Source organism: Frigoribacterium sp. VKM Ac-2836 (assembly GCF_013248995.1).
In the GTDB taxonomy this organism is placed as follows: Bacteria; Actinomycetota; Actinomycetes; order Actinomycetales; family Microbacteriaceae; genus Frigoribacterium.
On record NZ_JABRPK010000002.1, the window covers coordinates 901836 to 921636 of the forward strand.

Sequence of the window (19801 nt, forward strand, 5' to 3'; positions counted from 1 at the left end):
GACACGCCCGGCCGACGTGTAACCTGGGCAGCTGAACCTCGGCGAGGGGTGCTCCGGCACCCGTGATCGACGCGGTAGGCAGGCGCTCGGTGCTCAGGCACCACTCGTGCAGCGGTGATCGTCCCTCGGGCGGCGCCCCTCGGGTTGCGGGTCCTTCCTCACGCGATGCGCGTTCGAGTTGACACCGACCACACACCCCCGGGCCCTCGCGGCCCCTGCAAGGAGACGACATGTCCGACCAGAACACCCTCAGCGCTCTCGTGCGCACCAGCTTCGGCAAGGGCGCGGCCCGCAAGATCCGCGCGAAGGACCAGATCCCCGCGGTCATCTACGGCCACGGCACCGACCCCCAGCACGTCACGCTGCCCGGCCACGAGACGATGCTCATCACGCGTCGCGCCAACGCCGTCATCACGCTCGACATCGAGGGCACGAACCAGCTCGCCCTGGTGAAGGACATCCAGCGCGACCCGGTCAAGCAGACCATCGAGCACATCGACCTCATCGTCGTCCGCCAGGGCGAGAAGGTCACCGTCGAGGTGCCCGTGCACGTCGAGGGCGAGTCGGCTCCCGGCACGATCCACGTCCTCGAGCTCAACGCCGTCGAGCTCGAGGTCGAGGCCACGCACATCCCGCAGAACGTCGTCGTCTCGATCGAGGGCCTCGAAGAGGGCGCCCAGGTCACGGCCGCCGACCTCGTGCTGCCTAAGGGCGCCACCCTGGTCAGCGAGCCCGAGACCCTCGTGCTCGCCATCTCGGTGCCCCAGCTTGACCTCACGACCGACGCCGTGTCGGACGAGGACGGCGAGGCCGCCGAAGCCGAGGGCGACGTCGAGTCCATCGAAGACGAAGAGCGCTCCGAGTAACACGGGACACCCGAACACCCTGCCGGCGCAGACCCACTGAGAGAACGACGACCAAGACGATGGCACTCGACGACCAGTGGCTCGTGGTCGGGCTCGGCAACCCCGGGCCCGGCTACGCCGGCAACAGGCACAACGTCGGGCAGATGGTGCTGGCCGAACTGGCCGACCGTCTGTCCGCCGGCTTCAAGAACCACCGCACGAACGCGACGGTCGCCGAGGGGCGCACAGCTCCCGGCGGCCCTCGGCTCGTGCTGGCCAAGCCCGCCACCTTCATGAATGTCTCGGGCGGTCCGACGCAGGCGTTGCTGCGGTACTACGACCTCGACGTGTCGCGACTGATCGTCGTCCACGACGAGCTCGACATCGACTTCGACGTCGTCCGGCTCAAGCACGGCGGTGGCCACGGTGGGCACAACGGCTTGCGCGACATCATCGCGGCGACGGGCTCGAACGAGTTCACCCGCGTGCGTGTCGGCATCGGCCGTCCGCCCGGGCGTCAACCGGCCGCCGACTTCGTCCTCAAGGACTTCTCGTCCACCGAGCGCAAAGAGCTGCCGTTCCTGCTCGGCGACGCCGCTGATGCCGTCGAGATGATCACGACCGACGGGCTGACGGCGGCGCAGCTGAAGTTCCACACCGCGAAGAGCTGAACCGCCACACCCCGGCCTGACCAGCCGGGCTCGCCGCGGGTGTCGCCCAGAGCGAACCCCGGCCGAGGTGTCGGTGGTGCCGCGTAACATCGTGCGGGTGATACTCGCGGGCTTGATCAAGGCGCTCTCGCGCGCCTCCACGTTTTCTGCTGCCCTCGACAGGGCCGCACGCAGCACGGATTTCTCGGTCGTGGACGGCCTCCGCGTTCCGCTGCTGGCGGGCCTGCTCGATCGGCGTGAGGGCCCGCAGGCGATGCTGGTCGTCACGGCGACGGGCCGTGAGTCCGAGGCGGTCCGCGGGTCGCTCGCCAGCTACCTGCCCGAGGCCGAGATCATCGAGTTCCCCGCGTGGGAGACCCTGCCGCACGAACGACTGAGTCCCAGCGCCGAGACGGTCGGCAAGCGCATCCACGCCCTGCGGCGCCTCGCCACCTGGCGGCGCGAGGCGGCCGAGGCGCCGGGCACCGTGCGGCCGATCGTCGTGGTGGCCGGCGTGCGCGCGGCTCTCCAGCCGCTCAGCGACAACCTCGTCGACCTCGACCCCGTGCGGCTCACCGTCGGTGAGCGAGGCCACGACCTCTCCGGCATCGCCGTGCATCTCGTCGACCTGGCCTACGCCCGGGTCGACATGGTCACCCGACGGGGCGAGTTCGCCGTCCGCGGCGGCATCCTCGACGTGTTCCCGCCCACGGCCGAACACCCCGTCCGAGTCGACTTCTTCGGTGACGAGGTCGACCAGATCCGTCGCTTCTCGGTCGCCGATCAACGCAGCCTCGACGGCGAGGTGACCTCGGTCGAGCTCCCGCCGAGCCGCGAGATGCTGCTCACCGAAGCCGTCCGTCAACGCGCCCGCGAGATGCAGCACGAGTTCCCCAGCCTCTCCCAGATGCTGGCCAAGATCGCCGAGGGCATCCCGGTCGAGGGCATGGAGAGCCTGGCTCCCGCGCTCGTGCACCGGCTGGTGCCGGTGACGCACTACCTGCCGGCCGGCGCCTCCATCGCCGTGCTCTCGCCCGAACGGGTCGTGTCGCGCGCGCAGAGCCTGGCCGAGACGAACCGCGAGTTCCTGTCCGCGGCCTGGAACGCCGCCACGGCCGGGGCCGAGGCCCCGATCGACCTCGACTCGGGTGACTTCCTCAGCTTGCGTGACCTGCGCGAGGCGGCCGGCGACCGGTCGTGGTTCACGATGAGCGGCTTCGACTCGGGCGAGGTCCTGTCCGACGACGAGGCCGTCGCCTCGGCCGGCGACTACGTGCGGGTCGACGCCGCCGTCGTGCCGAGCTTCAGCGGCCACGCCGAGGGGGCGCTCGAGCACGTCGTCGAGCGAGTGCGCGACGGCTGGGCCGTCGTCGTCACGGCCCGCGGCACCGGCCTGGTCGAGCGGGCTCGCGACGTGCTCGCCGAGCGCGAGGTGGCGGCGCGCCTCGAGGACGCCCTGCCCGAGACCCTCGAACCCGGCGTCGTGCACCTCGTGGCCGGTGGGGTCGAGGCCGGCTTCGAACTGATCGAGTCCAAGATCGCCGTCCTCGGCGAGTCCGACTTCTACGGCCGGTCGGCCAACTACGACTCGCGTCAGGTCAAGAAGCTCGCCACCCGGCGCAAGAACGTCGTCGACCCCCTGCAGCTCAAGCCGGGCGACGTGGTCGTGCACTCCACCCACGGCATCGGCAAGTTCCTCGAACTCACCAGTCGCGAGGTGTCGAGCGGTGGCAAGAACGCCGTCAAGCATTCCCGCGAGTACCTCGTGCTCGAGTACGCGCCCTCGAAACGCGGTTATCCCGGCGACAAGCTCTACGTGCCGACCGACCAGCTCGATCTGCTCAGCCGGTACGTGGGCGGCGAGGCCCCCTCGCTCAGCAAGATGGGCGGCGGCGACTGGGCGGCCGCCAAGGGCAAGGCGCGCCGGGCCGTCCGCGACATCGCCGTCGAGCTCGTCAAGTTGTACTCGGCCCGCATGGCGAGCAAGGGCCATGCGTTCCCGCCCGACACCCCGTGGCAGCGCGAGCTCGAAGAGGCCTTCCCGTTCGCCGAGACCCCGGACCAGCTCACGACCATCGACGAGATCAAGGCCGACATGGAGCGCCCGATCCCCATGGACCGCCTCCTCTCGGGCGACGTGGGCTACGGCAAGACCGAGGTCGCCGTCCGGGCCGCGTTCAAGGCGATCCAAGACGGCAAGCAGGTCGTCATGCTCGTCCCGACGACGCTGCTCGTGAAGCAGCACTTCGACACCTTCAGCGATCGCTTCGCCGGCTTCCCCGTGCACCTCCGCAGCCTCAGTCGATTCCAGACCGCGAAAGAGTCGAAAGAGACGATCGCTGGGCTCGGCGACGGCACCGTCGACATGGTCATCGGCACGCACCGACTGCTCAGCGAGGGCATCTCGTACAAGGACGTCGGCCTCGTGATCATCGACGAAGAGCAGCGTTTCGGCGTCGAGCACAAGGACGCCCTCAAGAAGCTCAAGACGAACGTCGACATCCTGGCGATGTCGGCGACGCCGATCCCGCGGTCCCTCGAGATGGCCGTGACCGGCATCCGCGAGATGTCGACCCTGGCCACCCCACCGGAAGACCGCCACCCGATCCTCACCTTCGTCGGCCCCGAGAGCGACCGGCAGAAGGCGGCCGCGATCCGGCGCGAACTGCTGCGCGAGGGGCAGGTGTTCTACGTGCACAACCGCGTGGCGAGCATCAACCGCGTGGCGGCGCAGATCGCCGAACTCGTGCCCGAGGCCCGCGTCGCCGTCGCCCACGGTCAGATGGCCGAGTCGACCCTCGAGCAGGTCATGGTCGACTTCTGGGAGCGCAAGTTCGACGTCCTCGTCTCGACCACGATCATCGAGACCGGCCTCGACATCGCCAACGCCAACACCCTGATCATCGACCGGGCCGACAAGTACGGTCTCAGCCAGCTGCACCAGTTGCGCGGTCGCGTGGGCCGCGGCCGCGAACGTGGTTACGCGTACTTCCTCTACGACGCCGACAAACCGCTCAGCGAGACCGCACAAGACCGGCTCGAGACGATCGCCGCCAACAACGAGCTCGGTGCAGGCATGCAGGTCGCCCTCAAAGACCTCGAGATCCGCGGGGCGGGCAACCTCCTGGGCGGCGAACAGTCCGGGCACATCGCCGGTGTCGGCTTCGACCTCTACCTGCGCATGATCGGTGAGGCCGTCAGTTCGTTCCGCGGAGACGTCGCCGAGGGCCAGACCGAGCTGCGGCTCGAACTGCCGGTCGACGCCCACGTGCCCGAAGAGTACGTCGAGAGCGAGCGCCTGCGACTCGAGGCGTACCAGAAGCTCTCGACGGCCAGCTCGCCCACGTCGACCGAAGATCAGATCGACTCGGTTCTCGACGAACTCACGGACCGCTACGGTGAGCCGCCGGCACCCGTGCTGGCCTTGATAGAGGTCTCCCGCCTGCGTCGCGCGGCCCAGAAGGCGGGTCTCAGCGAGGTGGTCGTCATGGGCAGCAACCTGAGGGTCGCGGGCATCGACCTCCCCGACAGCATGCAGGTCCGCCTGCAGCGCATGTACCCGGGTGCCCGCTGGTTCGCACAGGCCAACGCCGTCAGCGTCCCGCTGCCCCGGGCCCACGGCCAGGCACCGACCGACGACGAGCTCATCGTCTGGGTCGAGCAGCTGCTGTCGGCGATCTACTCCGCTCCGGTCGCCCGTCCGGCGGCCGACACGGCCGCGGCGAGCTGACCGTGCCGACCGGTCAGGCGAAGGGCCCACGAGACGAGGAGGCGCGAGGCGGCCTCGAGCCCGGGGCCGGTGCCCGGCTCGGTGAACTCGTGGGCGTGGTGGACGCCCTCCTCGCTGACGAGGGCGGGTGCGACTGGAACCGCACGCAGACTCATCGTTCCCTCGTGACCTACCTCGTCGAAGAGACCTACGAGCTCGTCGAGGCCATCGAGGACGGCACCTCGGACGACCTGCGCGAAGAGCTCGGGGACGTGCTGTACCAGGTGGTCTTGCACAGCGCTCTCGCCGCCCGCGCCTCCTCGGGGGCGTTCGACCTCGCCGACGTCGTCCACGATGTGACCGAGAAGACCGTCCGGAGGCACCCGCACGTGTTCGGGGCCGAGCACGCCGACGGCCTCGACGACATCGTCCGGCTCTGGTCGGCGGCGAAAGCCGACGAGAAGTCGCGTCGGACGAGCGTCTATGACGGTGTCCCGGTCGGGCAACCAGCGCTCGCCAGGGCTCAGAAGCTCGACTCTCGCCGGACCACGGCGGGCGCCTCTCGGCCTCACCTGCATGCGCCGACGGCCGTATCCGCGGGTCAGGGTGGTACGGGTGCCTCCCCAGAGGCGAGCGAGCTCGCGTGGGGCAGGGATCTGCTCGCCCGGGTCGACGAGGCCACCGACCGGGGCATCGACGCCGAGCGGGCCCTCCGGGCCGCCGTGCGCGAGCGCGAGATGCTGCTCCGCCGCGAAGAGACCGGTGCGTCGACGAGCGCCAGGTCGCCGAATGGCCCCGTCGGGCAGGTGCCCCCTCAACCCGAATGAGGGGGCACCTCGGCGTCACCTGCTCAACCCGAATGAGCAGGGAGGCCCGTCGCTCGGCCGCCAGGAGACCGGCCCGAAGGCATCGGCCAGACGGCAACCAAGTGGTGTCATCAATGTAGGGGGCACGTGTTGACATGTCAAAAGCCGACATGTCGGTCGTGCCGCTCACGAGGGTGTCACGTGCTCCGCCGAAGCATCGATCGTGAGGCCGGTCGACGACGACAGACGTCTGTTATGGTCCACTACTACGACGACGACGATGGCCGCGCAGGGCGAGTACGACTCGTCGGCACGAAGGAGCGGCAGCATGCCTCGCAAGCCTGACCCCACCCGTAAACCCGAGCTGCTGGGGCAGATTCTCGAGCACCTCCGTGGTCGTTCGCTCGCCACGGTGTCGTTCCGCACCCTGGCCGAGGCGCTCGGGGTCAGCACCTACGTCTTCGTGTACCACTTCGGCAACCGGGCCGAGCTCATCGCCGAGATCGTCCGCGCCGTCGTGGCCCGCAATGACGGGCTTCTGGCCGTCACGGTCGCCGAGCTCGACCGTAAGGCGTTCGAGAAGCACCTCGCGAAGGTCTGGCAGGACGTCTCCACCGAGCGCGGCCGAGACCTGCACCGGCTCGAACTCGAGGCGGCCCTGCTCGAGACCGTCGCGGGCGATGCGGGCGGTGCCGCCCGCGCGACCGTCGGCCGATGGGTCGACCACGTCGCCTCGTGGGTCGCGGCGAACGGCGTCGCGCCGGCGGAGGCCGAGGTCGCCGCTCGGGTCTTCGTCGACGCGCTCTTCGGTCTGCAGTACGACGCCATCGTCTCGGGTGACGAGAGTCGGGCTTCGGAGGCGTACGGGCAGGCGGTCGAGACTCTCGTCGCGAGCTCTCCGCAGCGCTGATCTTTCGGCAGCGCTGATCTTTTGGCAGCGCTGACCCTTTCGTAGCGCCGACCCTGGCGTGGGCGAGCGCCGCGACAAAGGGCGTGCTCCGATCTCTTCTGCCGAGGGCAGAGGGCGGAGTCGGGCCGAGGGCGGAGCCGGGCCGAGCGCAGAACGCCCGACCCGGCCCGGGGCCCTCACCGCAGGGAAGGGAGGGCCTCGAGGTGGGATCGGCACGCAACCCGATTTGCGCCGATCACCTGTGATGAGCATAACCTAGAATGTGACATGTCTGCAAGTCGCTGCCGCAGTCCGTGTCCGGCGTCTCTGGGATGATGTCATCATGCCGACCCCCGTCAACCCGCCGCGCGGCATGCGCGACCACCTGCCCGCCGACAAGAGGCGCCGCGAGGGCGTCCTCTCGGTCATCCGAGGCGTCTACCGCTCCTACGGCTTCGACGAGATCGAGACGCCCGTGGTCGAAGAGAGCTCGCGCCTCCATTCGGGTCTCGGGGGTGACAACGAGAAGCAGGTCTTCGCCGTCCTCCGGCGGGGCCTCGACCTGGGCGACCTGCGGTCCGCCGAGAGCGTCCTCGGGCTGGCCGACCTGGGGCTCCGCTTCGACCTGACGGTGCCGCTCGCCCGCTTCTACGCGTCGCACCGGGCCGAGCTGCCGGCGGTCTTCCGCTCCGTCCAGATCGCCCCGGTGTGGCGGGCCGAGCGGCCGCAGAAGGGGCGCTACCGACAGTTCGTCCAGTGCGACATCGACGTCCTGGGCGAGGCCGGGCCCCTGGCCGAGATCGAACTGATCCAGGCCACCACCGCCGTGCTCGACGCCCTGGGGCTCACCGGGACGACGATCCGGGTGAACGACCGACGCATCCTGCTGGCGATGCTCGCTCACTGGTCCGTGCCCGAGACTCTCACCGACCAGGCCCTGATCGTCATCGACAAGCTCGACAAGGTCGGCGTCGACGGCGTCGTGGCCGAGCTGGTCGACCTCGGCGTCACGACTCCCGGCCTCGACCACGCGCTCGCGCAACTGGCCGAGGCCTCGTGGGCCACCGGCGAGGGCGACGACGCTCCGTGGCTCGACCGGGCCGCGTTCGCCGATCTGGTCGCCCTCCGCGACGCGTTGCCGGGGGCGACCCTCCGGTTCGACCCGACGCTGGTCCGCGGCATGGGCTACTACACGGGGACGATCTTCGAGATCGCCCACCCCGACGTGCCCTACTCGCTCGGTGGCGGCGGTCGCTACGACGGCATGATCGGCCGTTTCCTCGGCACCGAGGTGCCCGCGGCCGGTTTCTCCCTCGGGTTCGAACGGCTCGTCGAGCTCGTGACGCTCGAGACCGACGACGACGCGGGGTTGGCGCTGGTCTACGACAAGAGGGTCGAACCGGTCGAGGTGCTCGCCCTGCAGCGCGAGCTGTTGGCGGGCGGTGAGCGACGTGTGCGCCTCGAGAAGAAAGCCAAGAACTTCACCAATCAGCTCGACGGCCTGGCGGCGGCGGGGTTCACCCGGTTCGTCACGGTGCGCGGCGGCGAGTCGGCCGCCGACCTCGAGATCCGCACGATCGGTTGACCCCCGCCGTCGACTCCTCGCCACGAACCAGGGCAGGAGGCGCGGCTAAGCTGGGCCGCGGACCTCGCGTCCCCAGACGAACGACTACTAAGGAGCTCTCCAGTGGCAGCAATCGACGCCGTAGGCGCCCGCGAAATCCTCGACTCGCGGGGCAACCCCACCGTCGAGGTCGAGGTCTTGCTCGAGGACGGGACGGTGTCGCGCGCGGCCGTTCCCTCGGGTGCATCGACCGGGGCCTTCGAGGCCTACGAGCTGCGTGACGGCGACCAGAGCCGCTACCTGGGCAAGGGTGTGCTCAAGGCGGTCGCCGCCGTCATCGACGAGATCGGCCCCGAGGTCGAGGGGCTCGACGCCACCGATCAGCGCCTCGTCGACCAGGCCATGATCGAGCTCGACGGCACCGACAACAAGAAGCGCCTGGGCGCGAACGCCATCCTCGGCGTCTCTCTGGCCGTGGCCCGTGCGGCGGCCGACTCGGCCGACCTGCCCCTGTTCCGTTACCTGGGCGGCCCGAACGCGCACACGCTGCCCGTCCCCATGCTCAACGTGATCAACGGCGGTTCGCACGCCGACAGCAACGTCGACATCCAAGAGTTCATGATCCTGCCGATCGGGGCCTCCTCGTTCGCCGAGGCGCTGCAGTGGGGTGCCGAGACGTACCACGCCCTCAAGAGCGAGCTCAAGGCCAAGGGCCTCTCGACCGGGCTCGGCGACGAGGGCGGCTTCGCACCGAACCTCGACAGCAACCGTGCCGCGCTCGACCTGCTCGTCGAGGCCATCACCAAGGCGGGCTTCACCCCCGGCAAAGACCTGGCCCTGGGCCTCGACGTGGCCTCGAGCGAGTTCTACTCCGACGGCAGCTACACCTTCGAGGGCGAGAAGCGCGACTCGGGCTACCTCGCGAACTACTACGCCGACCTCGTCGCGTCGTACCCCCTCGTCACCATCGAGGACCCCCTCGACGAAGACGACTGGGAGGGCTGGGCGCACCTCACGAGCGAGATCGGCTCGAAGACGCAGATCGTCGGCGACGACCTGTTCGTCACGAACCCCGAACGCCTCGCGAAGGGCATCACGGCAGGCGCCGCCAACTCGATCCTCGTCAAGGTCAACCAGATCGGCACGCTGACCGAGTCGCTCGACGCCGTCTCGCTCGCCCAGCGCAGCGGCTACACGACCGTCCTGTCGCACCGCTCCGGCGAGACCGAGGACACCACGATCGCCGACCTCGCCGTCGCGACCGACGCGGGTCAGATCAAGACCGGCGCACCTGCCCGCAGTGAGCGCGTCGCGAAATACAACCAGCTCCTCCGCATCGAAGAAGAACTCGGCGACGCCGCGGTCTACGCCGGGTACGGCGCGTTCCCGCGCTTCTCCGCCTGACGCGACCCGCGCCTCCTCGGGGCCCGTCCTGCTCGTGCGGGGCGGGCCTCCGTCGTTCCCCAGAGACGTCGTTTAGGCTCGTCGCATGCCCCGTGAGACCTCGAACCGCCGTGTGCCGGTGACCCTGCCGGCCGGCGAGACGCCGACGGGCCACTGGCTGCGCACGATCCGGTTCTCGGGGTTCAGCGTGCTCATGCTGGTGATCCTCGTCATGTTCGTCGTCATCCTCGCGCCCTCGCTGCGCACGCTGATCCAGCAGCAGCAGCAGATCGCTGCCCTCCAGGACGACGTCCGGCAACAAGAGGATTCCGTCGACGAGTTGAAAGAAGACGTGGCTCGGTGGAGCGATCCGGCGTACATCGAGGCACAGGCCCGAGACCGCTTGCTCTACGTCTACCCCGGCGAGTACAGCTACCTCGTGATGGGTGACGACGCGGCCCGGACTCCCGGCACGGCTCCGGGCACCGGCACGACGATCAGCGACTCGTTGCAGACGCCCCAGGTCGACTGGGTGGCGGCCATGACGGCCTCGGTGCTCGACGCCGGCCTGAGCGACGATCCCGCGACCGAACTCGTCGCCCCCGACATCAGCGGCAGCCAGGTGCCCGCCCCGACATCCGAGCAGACAGGTGGCACTCAGTGACCACGCCCCCCTTCGATCCCGTGACCGACGACGACGTCCGCGTCGTGACGGCCCAGCTCGGGCGTCCGGCACGCGACGTGATCGGCATCGCCGCCCGCTGCGTCTGCGGCGCGCCCACCGTCGTGGCGACGAAGCCGCGCCTGACCGACGGAACACCGTTCCCGACGCTCTACTACCTGTGCCACCCCGGCGCCACGGCCGCCGTCTCGACCCTCGAAGCCACCGGGGTGATGGCCGAGTTCACCGATTTGCTCGAGTCCGATCCCGACCTGCGCGCTGGCTACCGGGCCGCGCACGAGGCCTATCTCGCCGACCGCGAGGGCATCGAGCACGTCGACGAGATCGACCACGTCACGGCGGGTGGCATGCCCGAGCGGGTCAAGTGCCTGCATGCTCTGGTCGGCCACGCGCTGGCCGCCGGACCGGGCGTCAATCCCTTCGGCGACCTCGCCCTGGAGCGCGCCGCGTGGAGCCCCGACGTGTGTCGGTGCCCCGACTACCTCGCCGACGACCGACCCTCCGTCGAGGCTCCCGTGGTCGGCAGGGGAGCCTGACGCACGTGCGCCGCTCCGGGGGGTTCGTGGTGGCGGTCGTGCTGGGGGCCCTCGTCGCGGCCGTCGTGCCGGCCTCGGCCGCGACGGCCGACCAGGTCCGCGACGCCGAGTACTGGCTCGCCGACTACGGCATCCAACGGGCGTGGCAGACCACGCGGGGCGCCGGGACGACCGTCGCCGTGATCGACACGGGAGTCGACTCGTCCGTCCGCGAACTGCAGGGTGCCGTCGTCGGCGGCACCGACGTCTCGGGGCTCGGCTCGGCCGACGGGCAGACTCCGGTCGGCGACGACCCGAACCATGGCACGTTGGTGGGGTCGATGGTCGCGGGCCGCGGGACCGGAACGGGCGACGGCGTGATCGGCGTGGCGCCCGAGGCCGACCTGCTCTCGGTGTCGGTGGGCTTCGGCTCGTCGGCGGTGGACTCCGACGACCAGATCGCCCGGGCGGTGCGGTGGTCGGTCGACGCGGGGGCAGACGTCATCAACATGTCGTTGACCCGCAACACCTTGGACTGGCCGACCAGCTGGGACGACGCCTTCCTCTACGCCATGGAGCACGACGTCGTCGTCGTCGCTGCGGCCGGCAACCGCGGCAGCGGCACGACCGAGGTGGGCGCCCCGGCGACGATGCCGGGCGTCCTCACGGTCGCCGGGGTCGACCGGCAGGGCACGGCGAGCTTCGACGCGTCGAGTCAGGGCATCACGATCGGCGTGGCCGCCCCGAGCGAGGACCTCGTCGGCGTCGGCCCGGGCGACGTCCACTACAGCTGGAGCGGCACGAGCGGAGCGACCCCCCTCGTCGCGGGCATCGTCGCGCTCGTGCGCAGCGCCCACCCCGAGCTCGACGCCGCCGACGTCATCAACCGCGTCGTGGCGACGGCCACCCCGAAGGGCACCGCGACGCCCGACCCTCTGTACGGCTACGGGCTCGTCGACGCCGCGGCGGCCGTGACCGCCTCGGTGCCCGCGGTCGCCGCCAACCCGATGGGCGACCTGGCCGAGTGGATCCGACTGCACCGACGTGCCGACGTACCGGCGCCATCGGCCCCGGCGACGAATCCGACGGAGGAAGCCCCCGTGCCGACCCCGGTGGCCGATCCGGGGCAGCCGTTGGCGGTCCTCTTGCCCACCGTCGAGACCATGAGGTCCACGGGCATCCCCCTGATCGTCTTCACGGTCTTCGGGGGAGCCGCCGTCCTGGTCGCGGTCGGAGCCGTCCGCCAGTTCAGGCGCGCACGGCGCTCGGGGTAAGGTCGTCTGCGACACCCCCATCTCAAGGAGACATTCGCCGTGCCCAAAATCCTCATCGTCGGCGGCGGCTACGCCGGTTTCTACACTGCCTGGAAGCTCGAGAAGTGGCTGCGCGCGGGTGAGGCCGACGTCACGATCGTCGACCCTTTGCCGTACATGACGTACCAGCCGTTCCTGCCCGAGGTGGCCGCCGGCTCGATCGAGCCGCGTCACGCGGTCGTCGCCCTGCGACGTCACCTGAAGAAGACGAACGTCGTCACGGCCAAGGTCACCGGTGTCGACCACGCCTCGAAGACCGCCACCATCACGCCCGAGGTGGGTGACGCCTGGACGATGCAGTACGACCAGATCGTCATGACGGCCGGTGCCGTGTCGCGCACCTTCCCGATCCCGGGCGTCGCCGACGAAGCCATCGGCCTCAAGACCATCGAAGAAGCCGCCGCGATCCGCGACAAGGTGCTGACGAACTTCCAGAAGGCGGCCAACCTGCCGGCCGGTCCCGAGCGCGACCGACTCCTCACGGTGGTCGTGATCGGCGGTGGCTTCGCCGGCATCGAGGTCTTCGCCGAACTGCGAAGCTTCGCCAGCGACCTGCTGAAGAACTACCCCGACCTCACCATCGACGACACCCACTTCCACCTCGTCGAGGCGATGGGCCGAATCATGCCCGAGGTCTCGCTCGAGACGAGCCACTGGGTGCTGAAGAACCTCGCGGAACGCGCCGCCACCGTCCACCTCGACACCCAGCTGCAGTCGGCGGTCGGCGGCAAGATCGAGCTCTCGACCGGTGAGTCGTTCGAGTCCGACCTCATCGTCTGGACGGCCGGCGTCATGGCCAACCCGATGGTCCGCGGGACGGACTTCCCGCTCGAGCAGCGCGGTCGTATCACCGTCAAGGCCGACCTGCGCATCGTCGACGGCGACACCGTCGTCCCCGACGCCTGGGCCTGCGGCGACGTCGCCGCGACGCCCGACCTGACCGGCAAGGGCGTGGGGGGATTCTGCGTGCCGAACGCCCAGCACGCGGTCCGCATGGGCAAGCGCCTCGCGAAGAACATCGTCGCGTCGCTCCGTGGCGAGGGGCTCGTCGACTACAAGCACGAGAACCTGGGCGCCGTCGCCGGCCTCGGTCTCAACGTCGGGGTGTTCCAGAGTGGCAAGTTCGCCATGAAGGGCTTCCCGGCCTGGGCCGCCCACCGTGGTTACCACGGCATGGCGATGCCCTCCTTCGAGCGCAAGTTCCGCGTCGTCGGCGGCTGGTGGAACAACTTCTGGCTGGGTCGCGACATCGTCTCTCTCGACAACCGCGAGCGTCCCCGCGCGGCCTTCGAGGAGTTCGCCTCGCGTCCGAAGCCCGCTGTCGAGGCGCCGGCCGAGGCGACCTCTCCCGCATCCGTGGGGGCGGGCCAGCCCGCCGGCGAGGCAGGGCCCGCGTACGCGAACCCGGTCGAAGACGACGGAACGGCGAAGAAGGGCACGGCCGAGGGCGGCGAGGCGGCCGCCAAGGCTGCGCGCAAGGCTCCTGCTCGCAAGCCCGCCGCGAAGAAGACGGCCACCGGCCAGTCCGCAGAGACCGACACGGTGTCCGCTTCCGAGTGATCCGCGAGAACACGTCCGGGGTGCCCGTCCGCTGCCTGCAGCGTGGCGGGCATCTCTGTCTCGTAGGCTGGTCGCCCGGGCCCCCGTAGCCCAATCGGCAGAGGCAGGCGACTTAAAATCGCTTCAGTCAGGGTTCGAGTCCCTGCGGGGGCACTTGCCCGCGGCGAGGGTGCGGCGACGTCCACCTCGAGGCGGCGCCGCCCCGACGCGGTTCTCCACGTCCCTGAGCACCGGGTCTCTCGTCGCTGACCGCAGCCGCGCCTCCTGACCCGACCGGCCCCTCCGAAGTCCCCGCGCGTCCGGCCGCGCACCGGCCCCCGTGCCGGGTCGGCAACTCAGGAGATCGGCGTGGGGCGGGGGTGATTCGGCGCGGAACCCAGCTGTTCTCCTGAGTTGCCGCCTGCGCCGGCGCCCGGCCGTCCGCCGGCACCGCGGGCCACGCCGTGTCGGCAACTCAGGTGATCGACACGGCCGGCCCTCTGAGGGGCGCCTTCGTCGGTGGTTCTCCTGAGTTGCCGGAGGGGGGCACGGTGCCCGGCTGGGGTGTCTCGAGAGAGGCGACGCCGCGTGAGGGGCGGTCGCGTCCAGCCGGGGTGGTGTCGAGCCGGGTCAGGCCTCGTCCGTGTCCCCCTCGACGAAGGACGTCCAGAGCCACACCGCGACGCATAGGCCCGCGGTCAAGGTGGCCGCCAGGAAGACCCCGCCGACCGGGAACGACGAAGGGCCGCCCGTGAGCACCGCCGCGGCCGCCGCCACGCCGACCACGGTGAGTGCCACGTGCAGCGGCCGCGACCAGTCCCAGATGATGCGACCCGGCAGTGTGCCCACCGGTACGAGAGCGAGCACGAGGGAACCCAGGCCGGTCAGGCAGATCGTGGCGGTGGTCTCGAGGGCGAGTTCGGTGACGAAGCCCCCGGTGGCAGGCAGGGCCCCGTGGACGGCCCAGGCCCCGGCAGCCACGACCGCCAGGACGGCGACCTGGGCGAGCGCCAGGATGCCCGCCTCGCGAGGATCGTCCGATTCGTTGCGCCGGCCTCGGGGCGCCGTCGACGCGGGAGCCGCGACGATGCCGCCGACGAGCACGACCCCGAGCACGAGAGGCGGATCGAGACCGAGCAGCCGCGTGACCGCGCAGGCGACCACGGCGACGAGAAGGAGGCGCGGTGACATGCGAACGCGTGCCTCGCGTCCGCGGGAACGCGCCACCAGCAGGGTGGGGACCACGACGGTGAGCAGGTTGACGAGGGCGACGCCGATCACGATCCCGGCGAAGAGACGCGCAGAGCGGACCTCGTCGTCGAGGCCTGCCGCCAGCCCGACCACGGCGGCACCGGCGGCGACGGTCAACGCGGCGGCGACGCGGGGGTCGAGAGTGGCGGTCGAGAACGAGGTCGGGAGTTCCCGACGGCGGTTCCGCCCCGTGAGCCGCGGACCACGAGGCGTCGGCCGACCGCTCAACGCCGTGGCCAGCAGGCGCGACGGCGCGACCACGAGCAGCACGAACGCGGCGGCGAGGCCGAGGGCGAGGAGCAATCCCGTCCCGGTCATGGCCTGGCCGAGGGTGGGCAGGTCGCGACCGAAGGTCGTCGCCGCCGCCCAGTTGCCGGTCACCGGTGTGGTCGAGTCCGTCTGGCCGCCGCCTTCGTCGCCCGACGTACCGCCCGAGCCGTCACCGGGCACGGGCGCTGCGGACCCCTCGGCGGGCGGTTCGGCCGGAACGGCCGGGTCACCGGTAGCCCCGGGCCCCGGGATGGGTGCCGCCGAAGCGGAAGGAGGCGCGGGTCCAGCCGCCAGCGATGCCACGGTGACCGAGATGCCCGCGCTGGGCGGCCCGACGTTCGCCGATGCGTCGATCTGCGCGGCTTGGACGACGTGAACCCCGGCGGAGAGCGCCGCGTCCGACGACGTGCAACGCCATGCACCACCGGAGACGGTGGCCTGGCAGACCGGAGCGCTGTCCACGTACGCGGTGACGGTCGCGCCGTCTTCTCCCGAGCCCGAGAAGGTGAGCGGCTGCGTGGTGACGCGTTCACCGGCCCGGGGTGCGGTGACGACGGGTGCGGCGGGAGCGTCCCGGTCGATGGTGACGACGACGCCGGTCGAGGTCGCCGACCGGGGCACGGCGGGAACCGAGTCCGAGGACTGCGACGCCGTCACGGTGTACCTGCCGGTCGGCCACGTGGTCGACGGCAGCACGACCGACCACGCGCCGGTGCCGTCGGCCGTCGCGGAGACCGGTGCCGCGCCTCCGTCGACGGCGACCCGGGCACCGGGGAAGGCGGTGCCCGTGATCTTGCCGCCGACGGCGGGGCCGCCCTCGACAGCAGGAGGCCCGAGCAAGGAGAACGGAGCACTGACCGCGTCCTCGACCACGGCCGAGTTCGTGACGTCGCGGACCGTGAGGGTCTGGTCGGCACCGTTCTCGAGCACCACCGGGCACGACCAGGAGGCGCTGGTCGCATCGCCGGGGGGCACGGTCACCTCACAGAGGGCACGGCTGGGTACCCGAGGGTCGAGCACCCGGACGGTCGCCCCGGCAGAGCCCGTGCCGCCGACCACGACGGTGTTGGTGTCGCGGTCACCGACGTCACGGATGGTGGGTGCGACCGGGTCGGGGCCGGGTCGGCCGAGCGACGGCGCGGGGGTGGGCGTGCGCGCGGGGTCGCCCGCGGCGCGGGCGGCCACACCGACCGAGAGGGCGAGCGAGAGACCGAGGGCGACGGCGGCGAGGGTCGACACGGCACGCCGTACACGTCGCGGCGCGACCACGCGGCGTCCGACGACAGGGGTCGGCGGGCGCGTGGGATGCAGGGTCGGCGACTCGAACACTGTCACCCATTCAGCCCGTTCTCGGGGTACAAGTCAATCCGTGGCGCGGGGGAGTCGCCCCGAGATCCGCTCGTCGGGAGTCTGCTCCGAGATCACCCGGCGGGCAGGGAGCCCACATGCAGCGCATTTATAGTGTGCATCGGACTCCCGACGATCCGACCCAGGTCACGGGCGACCACCCGGCGCCCGCCGTCATCGGTCCACCAACAAGGGGTCCACCGACAAGGAGTGACACGTCATGCAACCGGCCACGATCGGCATCCTGGTAGCGGCAGGCATCATCGTCCTGCTCGCAGTCATCACCGGCATCTACCTCTGGGCCACCTACAACTCGTTGGTGACGTTGAAGGTGCGCGTCGACGAGGCGTGGAGCGACATCACGATCCAGCTCAAACGGCGAGCCGATCTGATCCCGAACATCATCGAGGCGGTCAAGGGATACGCCTCGCACGAGTCGTCGGTGTTCCAGAACGTGACGGCTGCCCGCGCCGAGACGATCGGGGCCGGCACGCCGGCCGAGGCGTCGGCGGCCGAGGGGCACATGCAGACCGCGCTCAAGAGCATCTTCGCCGTGGCCGAGGCTTATCCGCAGCTGCAGGCCAGCCAGAACTTCTTGCAATTGCAGTCCGAATTGGTCGACACCGAGGACAAGATCCAGGCCGCGCGTCGCTTCTACAACGGTGGCGTGCGCGAGTTCAACACCAAGAACCGCGTCTTCCCCAACTCGCTCTTCGCCAAGCGTCTCGGCTTCACCGAACGGGACTTCTTCGAGGTCTCCGAACCGTCGGCCATCGCCGAGCCGCCCCGCGTCCAGTTCTGACCCTGCCCTAGTTCCCTCGCGACCATGTACTCCGCGATCTCGCGCAACAAGCGCAACACCGTCTTCATCGTCCTGATCTTTCTCGTGATCGTCGGGGCGTTGGGCTTCGCCGCGAGTGCCGTCTGGAACAACGGCTCGATCGGGTTCCTCGTGCTCGGTGGGGCTGCGGTCTACGCCCTGATCCAGTACTTCGCCGCCAGTGGGCAGGCGCTCTCGATGAGCAACGCCCAGCAGGTCGACGGCACGACCGCTCCGCGCCTCTACCGCACGGTCGAGAATCTCAGCATCACCATGGGCATGCCGATGCCCAAGGTCTACGTGGTCGTCGATCCTGCTCCGAACGCCTTCGCCACGGGGCGTGACCCCGACCACGCCGTCGTCGCCGCCACCACGGGGTTGCTCGAGATCATGGATGACGCCGAGTTGCAGGGTGTGATGGCCCACGAGCTCGGTCACGTCAAGAACTACGACATCCGGGTGTCGACCATGGTGTTCGGCCTCGTCGTGGCCGTGGGGTTCCTCGCGGACATCCTGTTGCGCATGTCGTTCTTCAGCGCACTGACCGGGGGCAACCGCAACTCCAACGGCAACAACGGCGGCGGCGGGGGAAACCCCGTCTTCCTGGTTCTCGGTCTGGCGGCCATGATCATCGCCCCTCTGGCCGCCGCCGGCGTCCAGGCCGCGGTGTCGCGCCAGCGCGAGTACCTCGCCGACGCCACCGGTGCCCTGACGACGCGATACCCCGAAGGGCTGGCCCGGGCCCTCGAGAAGCTCGGTACGTCCGGACGGCCCATGCGCCAGCAGAACACGTCGATGTCGCACCTGTGGATCAGTGACCCCATGAAGCCCGGCGTCATGGACCGACTCTTCAGCACGCACCCTCCGCTCGCCGACCGCGTGCGACGCCTGAGGGAGAACGCGGGCACCTTCTAGTCGACGAGGTCGGTCACGAGGTCCGCGCGGCCGACCACGGCCGCTCGCAGGGCGCTCGCCAGGTCACCACGGTCGGAGACCTCGACCGAGTCCAGCCCTTGCCACGCCGCGGCGCGACGGAGTGTCGTCGCCAGTCGTCCGACATCGATCGGAAGGTCGCGCTCGCGCCAGGCCGACTGCACTCGCAAGACCCCCGCTTGGCGGTCGCTCTTGAGGTCGACCCGTCCGACGAGTTGGTCGTCCTGCAGGACGGGCAGCACGTAGTACCCGTGCACCCGCTTCTCTCGCGGGGTGTAGATCTCGATGCGGTAGCGGAACCCGAAGAGTCGTTCCGCCCGGGGACGGTGCCACACCACGGGGTCGAACGGCGACAGCACCGCGTCCGCGGCGAGCCGACGGGGAACGTGAGCGTCTCGATGCAGCCACGCCGTCGCCCCCCAGCCCGGCACGACGACGGGCTCGACCACACCCTCGTCGTGCAGTTCGCGCAAAGCGGGTGCGACGTCCGCGACCTTGAGGCGGAAGTAGTCGGCGAGGTCGGAGGCCGTAGCCACGCCGGAGGCGCGGGCTGCGTGGGCGACGAGGCGGCGGTGGGCCTCGTGGCGGTCGACGTCGACGGCGAGCACCTCGGCCGGGAGCACCTGGTCGGGGAGCGCGTAGACCCGCTCGAACCGTCGCCGACCCGCGCTGACCAGGGCGCCGGTGCGGAAGAGCGACTCAAGGCCGCGCTTGACGTCGCCCCAGCCCCACCACGGGCCGGTTCGGTCGGGCTGCGGGAAGACGGCGGCATCGCCCTCGACCAAGCTGGCCGGTAGTGGTCCCTTGTCGCGGATCTCGTCGAGCAACCAGCGTTCCATCCGCGGGCTCGTCGACAACCACGACGACTCGTCCCCTCGCCATTTCGCGTCGTAGTCGCGCATGCGCCAGCGCAGCAGTGGCCACGTCGACACCGGGATGAGGGCGGCCTCGTGGGCCCAGTACTCGACGTAGCGGCCGCGGCGGGCGAAGGTGAGGCGATCGAGGGTCGCGCGGTCGTACGAGCCGAGGCGGGCGAACGCGGGCAGGTAGTGGCTGCGCTCGAACACGTTCACCGAGTCGATCTGCAGCAGACCGAGCCGGTCGACGAGGCCGTTCAGCTGCCGCGTGCCCGGGCGGAGGGGACCGTCGACCGGGCCGCCGAAGCCCTGGGCCGCGAGAGCGACACGACGGGCCTGGGCGGGGGAGAGCTGCTGACGGGGCACGCGGACGACTGTAGCGACGGCCACCGACACGGGCCGCGCCTCCTGACGTCGACTCGTCCCCG

At 70.5% G+C, this 19801-nt stretch carries 15 protein-coding genes and 1 tRNA gene; 14 read left to right on the top strand and 2 right to left on the bottom strand.

Going from position 1 to position 19801, the window contains the following annotated elements; all coding sequences use genetic code 11:
- Positions 1 to 230: 230 nt before the first annotated feature.
- From HRF36_RS10640 to HRF36_RS10695, 12 genes are all read left to right on the top strand, one after another.
- The gene (locus HRF36_RS10640) at positions 231 to 866 is read left to right on the top strand and encodes a 50S ribosomal protein L25/general stress protein Ctc (RefSeq protein ID WP_173209592.1); all 636 of its coding nucleotides are present in this window, start codon (positions 231 to 233) and stop codon (positions 864 to 866) included.
- Between the two features lie 59 nt (positions 867 to 925).
- The gene (gene pth / locus HRF36_RS10645) at positions 926 to 1516 is read left to right on the top strand and encodes an aminoacyl-tRNA hydrolase (RefSeq protein ID WP_173209594.1); all 591 of its coding nucleotides are present in this window, start codon (positions 926 to 928) and stop codon (positions 1514 to 1516) included.
- A gap of 97 nt (positions 1517 to 1613) precedes the next feature.
- Positions 1614 to 5225 carry a transcription-repair coupling factor gene (gene mfd, locus HRF36_RS10650; RefSeq protein WP_173210048.1) on the top strand — a complete coding sequence of 1204 codons (3612 nt, stop codon included), beginning with the start codon at positions 1614 to 1616 and terminating at the stop codon, positions 5223 to 5225.
- Positions 5226 to 5227: 2 nt separating this feature from the next.
- Positions 5228 to 6031, top strand: coding sequence for a MazG family protein (locus HRF36_RS10655; RefSeq protein WP_173209596.1), 804 nt, complete (start codon positions 5228 to 5230; stop codon positions 6029 to 6031).
- Positions 6032 to 6338: 307 nt separating this feature from the next.
- Positions 6339 to 6920 (top strand): TetR/AcrR family transcriptional regulator, encoded by a 582-nt coding sequence (locus HRF36_RS10660; protein ID WP_173209598.1) that lies wholly within the window; start codon positions 6339 to 6341, stop codon positions 6918 to 6920.
- A 322-nt stretch (positions 6921 to 7242) separates the two neighbouring features.
- Entirely contained in the window at positions 7243 to 8484 is a 1242-nt protein-coding gene (gene hisS, locus HRF36_RS10665) for a histidine--tRNA ligase (protein WP_173209600.1), read from the top strand.
- A gap of 102 nt (positions 8485 to 8586) precedes the next feature.
- Positions 8587 to 9867, top strand: a complete 1281-nt coding sequence (eno, locus tag HRF36_RS10670; protein ID WP_173209602.1) for a phosphopyruvate hydratase — start codon at positions 8587 to 8589, stop codon at positions 9865 to 9867.
- Between the two features lie 85 nt (positions 9868 to 9952).
- Positions 9953 to 10510 (top strand): septum formation initiator family protein, encoded by a 558-nt coding sequence (locus tag HRF36_RS10675; protein WP_173209603.1) that lies wholly within the window; start codon positions 9953 to 9955, stop codon positions 10508 to 10510.
- Entirely contained in the window at positions 10507 to 11064 is a 558-nt protein-coding gene (locus HRF36_RS10680; protein WP_173209605.1) for a DUF501 domain-containing protein, read from the top strand. The genes HRF36_RS10675 and HRF36_RS10680 overlap by 4 nt, the downstream gene beginning before the upstream one ends.
- 5 nt (positions 11065 to 11069) lie before the next feature.
- On the top strand, positions 11070 to 12317 hold the full coding sequence (locus tag HRF36_RS10685; RefSeq protein WP_371740111.1) for a S8 family serine peptidase: 1248 nt from the start codon (positions 11070 to 11072) through the stop codon (positions 12315 to 12317).
- Between the two features lie 39 nt (positions 12318 to 12356).
- The gene (locus HRF36_RS10690; protein ID WP_173209607.1) at positions 12357 to 13916 is read left to right on the top strand and encodes an FAD-dependent oxidoreductase; all 1560 of its coding nucleotides are present in this window, start codon (positions 12357 to 12359) and stop codon (positions 13914 to 13916) included.
- A 79-nt stretch (positions 13917 to 13995) separates the two neighbouring features.
- A tRNA-Leu gene (locus HRF36_RS10695) sits at positions 13996 to 14069 on the top strand.
- Positions 14070 to 14525: 456 nt separating this feature from the next.
- Here the strand turns inward: HRF36_RS10695 and HRF36_RS10700 are convergent.
- Positions 14526 to 16655, bottom strand: a complete 2130-nt coding sequence (locus tag HRF36_RS10700) for a hypothetical protein (RefSeq protein ID WP_173209610.1) — start codon at positions 16653 to 16655, stop codon at positions 14526 to 14528.
- A 328-nt stretch (positions 16656 to 16983) separates the two neighbouring features.
- On the opposite strand from HRF36_RS10700, the gene HRF36_RS10705 reads away from it, so the two are divergent.
- Together HRF36_RS10705 and HRF36_RS10710 are read left to right on the top strand one after the other, a co-directional pair.
- Positions 16984 to 17565: a LemA family protein gene (locus tag HRF36_RS10705; RefSeq protein WP_173209612.1), complete on the top strand. Its 582-nt coding sequence runs from the start codon at positions 16984 to 16986 to the stop codon at positions 17563 to 17565.
- A 24-nt stretch (positions 17566 to 17589) separates the two neighbouring features.
- Entirely contained in the window at positions 17590 to 18498 is a 909-nt protein-coding gene (locus HRF36_RS10710; protein ID WP_173209614.1) for a M48 family metalloprotease, read from the top strand.
- Here the strand turns inward: HRF36_RS10710 and HRF36_RS10715 are convergent.
- Positions 18495 to 19739 (bottom strand): DNA glycosylase AlkZ-like family protein, encoded by a 1245-nt coding sequence (locus HRF36_RS10715; protein ID WP_173209616.1) that lies wholly within the window; start codon positions 19737 to 19739, stop codon positions 18495 to 18497. The genes HRF36_RS10710 and HRF36_RS10715 overlap by 4 nt on opposite strands.
- Positions 19740 to 19801 lie beyond the last annotated feature (62 nt).